The sequence below is a fragment of the Archangium sp. genome, from assembly GCF_036389735.1.
Classification (GTDB): Bacteria; Myxococcota; Myxococcia; order Myxococcales; family Myxococcaceae; genus Archangium.
Genome location: NZ_DASVWK010000140.1, coordinates 1 through 4321 on the forward strand (window position 1 = coordinate 1; position 4321 = coordinate 4321).

General features: G+C 67.6%; 5 protein-coding genes. 2 read left to right on the forward strand and 3 right to left on the reverse strand.

What is annotated here, in order from left to right:
- Positions 1–7 precede the first annotated feature (7 nt).
- Positions 8–166: a hypothetical protein gene (locus VF794_RS05350; protein ID WP_331108094.1), complete on the reverse strand. Its 159-nt coding sequence runs from the start codon at positions 164–166 to the stop codon at positions 8–10.
- A 221-nt stretch (positions 167–387) separates the two neighbouring features.
- Here VF794_RS05350 and VF794_RS05355 point away from each other — a divergent pair, with 221 nt between their 5' ends.
- Positions 388–798, forward strand: a complete 411-nt coding sequence (locus VF794_RS05355; RefSeq protein ID WP_331108095.1) for an SRPBCC family protein — start codon at positions 388–390, stop codon at positions 796–798.
- A gap of 109 nt (positions 799–907) precedes the next feature.
- Here the strand turns inward: VF794_RS05355 and VF794_RS05360 are convergent, their stop codons facing one another.
- Together VF794_RS05360 and VF794_RS05365 are read right to left on the reverse strand one after the other, a co-directional pair.
- A complete protein-coding gene (locus VF794_RS05360) occupies positions 908–1438 on the reverse strand; it encodes a GNAT family N-acetyltransferase (protein ID WP_331108096.1) in 531 nt (176 codons plus the stop codon).
- A gap of 67 nt (positions 1439–1505) precedes the next feature.
- Positions 1506–2960, reverse strand: coding sequence for a hypothetical protein (locus VF794_RS05365; protein ID WP_331108097.1), 1455 nt, complete (start codon positions 2958–2960; stop codon positions 1506–1508).
- 197 nt (positions 2961–3157) lie between these two features.
- Between VF794_RS05365 and VF794_RS05370 the strand changes: the two genes are divergently transcribed.
- Positions 3158–4084, forward strand: a complete 927-nt coding sequence (locus tag VF794_RS05370) for a hypothetical protein (RefSeq protein WP_331108098.1) — start codon at positions 3158–3160, stop codon at positions 4082–4084.
- Positions 4085–4321: the final 237 nt, after the last annotated feature.

Consider the following 4321-nt stretch of genomic DNA (forward strand, 5'->3'; position numbering starts at 1 on the left):
TGAGCATCTACACCGCGCTGCTCCTCGCCTCCGCCAGCAGCGTGGCGAGGTGGTCCCTCCCCGCCGCATACAACACCGTCCCCTCCGGCCGTCTCCGCCGGTACTCCCACCCGCACTCCCCCACCTGCCCCTCCCCGGCCACACCTCGCCAGGGCACACGCCGCACGCTACCGCCATGCTCCCACGAAATTCCGTCAGGCCCGCTCTGGTCGTACCAGGCGGCGGGTTCGATTCCCGCCGCTTCCAATCGAGGTTGCCCGCCGCCTTGAGTCGAATTCACTCCTAAAGAGGAGGCACGGCTCGCATCAGGGGACCAAATCGGTTCTTGTCGAGCGCCCGCCGCCGGCATCGAGCCCGCGGCGGCTGTCCTCAACCGGGAGTCGGACCATGCGAATCACCGTCGAAACCCTCGTTGCCGCGCCCATCGAGAAGGTCTGGGCCGCCTATACCAGCCCCGAGGACATCAAGCAGTGGAACGCCGCGTCGGACGACTGGCATACCACCGCCGCGAGCGTGGACCTCCGCGAGGGCGGCGCCTTCTCCTCCCGCATGGAGGCCAAGGACGGGAGTTTCGGGTTCGACTTCGCCGGCACCTACACCAAGATCGTGGAGCACAAGGTCATCGAGTACGCCTTCGGCGATCGCAACGCGCGCATCGACTTCACCGAGGGCCCCCGGGGCGTCACCTTGCGCGTGGGCTTCGACGGCGAGACCACCCACTCGGAAGAGCAGCAGCGGGCGGGCTGGCAGGCCATCCTGGACAACTTCAAGAAGCACGTGGAGAAGCAGGGAGCCTGAACGGCCCGTGCGCCCACGCCCGGGACGTACTCCCTGGGGGCGGTCGCGGACCCGTACCGCTACCGGGATGGGCTCATCGAGGACAACAACGCCAAGACAGGCAACCGCATCACCCTGAATCCCTGAGCAGCTTGTAATAGATGACCGTGCTGTGCAGGGCGCCATCGGCTGTCTGGGCGTACTGGGGAATCACTCCCGCCCGAATCCAGCCCAGGGACTGGTAGAGCTGCTCGGAGGGGGCACCTTCCAGGGTGTCCAGCACCAGGGTGCGCTTTCCCCGCTCCCAGGCCCGCTCCTCCAGGGCTCGCATGAGCGCGGCCCCGATGCCCCGGCGGCGGAAGGCCGAATGGACCAACACCTTGGACACCTCCGCCCGGTGGCGGGCGTTGGCCTTGTCCGCCTCCACCAGTTGGGCCGTGCCGGCGACCCGGCCGTCTACCCTGGCCAGGGCCAGGCCGCGCGAGGGAGATCCCAGCGCCGCCACCACGCCCTCCCAATAGGCTCGGGCCTCGGCGTCCTCCAGGGGCGGGAGGAAGCCCACGGAGGCTCCGTTGTCCACGGAGTCCTTGAGCAGCTCCACCAGGGCGTCCAGGTGGGTCGCCACTTCGGTGGCATTCGGGAAGTGGATCTCCACGTTCACGCAGTCACTCCACGACCTCGACGGCCACCCCTGGGAGGTCTTGCCCCCCGCCCCGGTCACTCCTTCATCACCGGACCTGGATGGCGTTGGCGATGACGTTGGCGCCCGCCGTGGTCCAGCGGCTGACCTGCACCTTGTTCCAGCCCGCCGTGAAGCTCCACGTGCCCAGCGTGTTCCACTTGCCGCCGTTGAGCTGCTGGTTGACGTTCACCGTGGCCAGCTTGGTGCCCGAGGCGTTCCAGACGACGAAGGGCGCCGTCGTCGAGCGGTTGGTGCCCGCCGTCCACCAGGCGTCGATCGTCTTGGTGGCCGCCGCCGGCAGGTAGAACCAGAACGTGGCCGGGTCGGAGATGGCCTGGGTGCTGGCGTAGTAGTAGCCCGAGCCGTAGTAGCCCGCCGTCGAGGTCGCGGAGATCCAATTGGCCGACAGCTCGATGTAGCCCCTGGTGGTGTCGTTGTGGGTGTTGTTGCTGTCGATGACCAGGCCCGTGGGCGTGCCCCCGCCCGTCGTCCACAGGTACGTCACGGTGACCCAGTCGTTGTTGCTCATCCCGAGGTCGTACCAGAACGTCCCATCGGCGAGGTCGATGCCCGCGGGATTGGCCGGCCGGCGCCCGAACTGATCCAACCCGCCGTTGTAGCCATCCTGGTACGCGGCCTGGGCCTCGGGCTTGCCTTGCGGCAGGTCCTTCCACATCTCGCGGACGCTGGAGACATTCCAGTAGTCATCCTTCGTGTTCCAGGGCCCCACGTCCCAGACGGACGTGGTCGTGCACTTGCCCGTCACCGCGTAACAGATGCGCACCTGGTACTCGGTGCCTCCGTTGCTCGCGAGGGCCCGGCGCGAGGGCAGCGCCACGAAGCGATCGCTGGACTTGATGACATGGCCGTTGGCGGTCGTGTAGCCCACCAGGCCCTCGCGTGTGGCGTAGACGCGGTAGCTCAACGCGGCCAGGGTCGACATCTCACCCTGGGGGGAGACTCCCTCCAGCGAGCCCTCCAGCTTCACGTCACGCACCAGGGGACCGCGGCCGTGGTCGTCCGCGACGAGCGCGAGCCTTACCTGCACCTCCGTGCCGGCCACGGGCAGGCTCACGGCCTCTCCCGCGCTGGAGGTGCGCCACTCGCTCCAGGCGCCGCCGGCCGTACGCACCCGGACATCCACCTCGACTGCCTTGCCCAGGGCCAGCTCCGCCTGGAGCAGGGGACGGATCGTGTCCACGGGCTGCGCCAGCGTGCGGGCAGGGAAGGTGTAGAGGCCCGTGAGCTTGAACTGTCCTTCGGGTCTGCGCGCGACGGCGTAGGGCTCGTACCGCAAGCCCTCCCGGGTGCGCACGAGCTCGCCGGTTCCCTCTCCGGTGGAGAGCTCCTCCGTCCAACGCAGGGCACTGGCGGCACTCTGGGGGGCGGTACGGAGAGCCGCCTCGGCGGGCTCCTGGGCGGGCTCCGCGAGTGCGGCGCCTTCCGCGAGCGCTACTCCCAACAGCATCGTCATGAAGGTGGACCGCAGCCTCGAGCGCATGGACGGACTCCTTGGAAGTGGGGGGAGAGGGTCCTAACGCCTTATTCTCTTCAAAACAAGCAAAACAGTTTTTCCCAGCGAGTCAGGGGTGCACCGGGTACGCACTTTCCCTGACGCCACGAGGGGTAAACCCTCTCATTTGACAACTTTCCAACAGCGTCGCTAGGGTGCGGCCCTCCTTCCTCAAAGGAATATTCGTGCGACTGTGGAATCTCGGCGCGTGTCTTCTCGCGCTTCTGATGGTGTCTTGTGGTGGGGAAACCGGAACGACGGTGGATGAGCAGGCGGTGGGCACGGTCGAGCTCCCGCTGACCTCGCCGGGTCCGGAGGGCAAGATGTACCGGCTGGTGGGGGCGACGTTCGAGATCGCCGGGCCGCAGAACGTGACCCTGACGGATACGTCGGCGGACACGGTGCAGACGAACCTCATGGCCGGGGCCTACACCGTCAAGCTCAATGGCTCCTGGAGCCTGCAGGACCTGGCCGCGCCCGGGACGAGCATTCCGGCCCAGCTGCTGTCTCCCAACCCCCTGCCGTTCTACGTGACCAAGGGCCAGACGTCCGAGGTGCGCTTCCTGTTCAAGCTCCCCGGGCAGGGCAGCGCGAACGTGGGCTTCCGGGTGGACGGCGGCGGTTGGCTCGCCGGGACCCTCAACTTCACCGAGCTCTACAGCACGGGCTACCCGCCGAGCTCCTTCGATGAGCTGGTGGGCAAGAGCGTGCCCTTCGTCATCAGCTTCGAGTCCTCCACGGTGATGAGGGACAACTCCTGGGCGAAGCAACTGACCATTCAGAGCAGCCCTGTCACCGTCCAGTTCGGTGGGGCTCCTTCCGAGGCGCTGGAGCGTGCCGCTTCCTCCATGAAGGGCGGGACGCTCTTCTTGACCCTGCGGACGTCCATGTCCGGGCCGAACATGCTCGAGTTCAGCGGTATGCAGTTCCAGGGTCCCCCGGACTCGTTCCGCTTCGAGCTGATGGGCCCGAATGGCGCCTTCCCGGGTTCGGTGGATGCCGAGGGTTACCCCGCCCTGCGGCCCTTCAAGTTCGACGCCTTCGCCATCCTCCGGGATGGCAACGGCGGCCAAGGGGTGACTGGCCCGGCGAGCGTGAACGGCTCTCCTTGAGCCCCCTGTAACACCCTCGGCCAGGGGACCGCGGCACCCGTCAATGCTGGACGGGTGCCACGGCTCCGGGCCGACGCCCGGTTCCTCAGAACGAGGACACGCGGATCTGCCGCTGACCGCTCTTGGTGCCCGACTCGGCGTACCAGAGGCCGAAGAAGGTCCCGCTGGCGGTGTACGTGCCGTCCGCCACGGGCAGGCCGCTGTTGTTCACGTACGACCACGGCTGCGTGTACTGGA

Coding starts and splice junctions, on each gene's coding strand:
- VF794_RS05355 (WP_331108095.1), top strand. CDS start 388: ATGCGAATCACCGTCGAAACCCTCGTTGCCGCGCCCATCGAGAAGGTC.
- VF794_RS05365 (WP_331108097.1), bottom strand. CDS start 2,960: ATGCGCTCGAGGCTGCGGTCCACCTTCATGACGATGCTGTTGGGAGTA.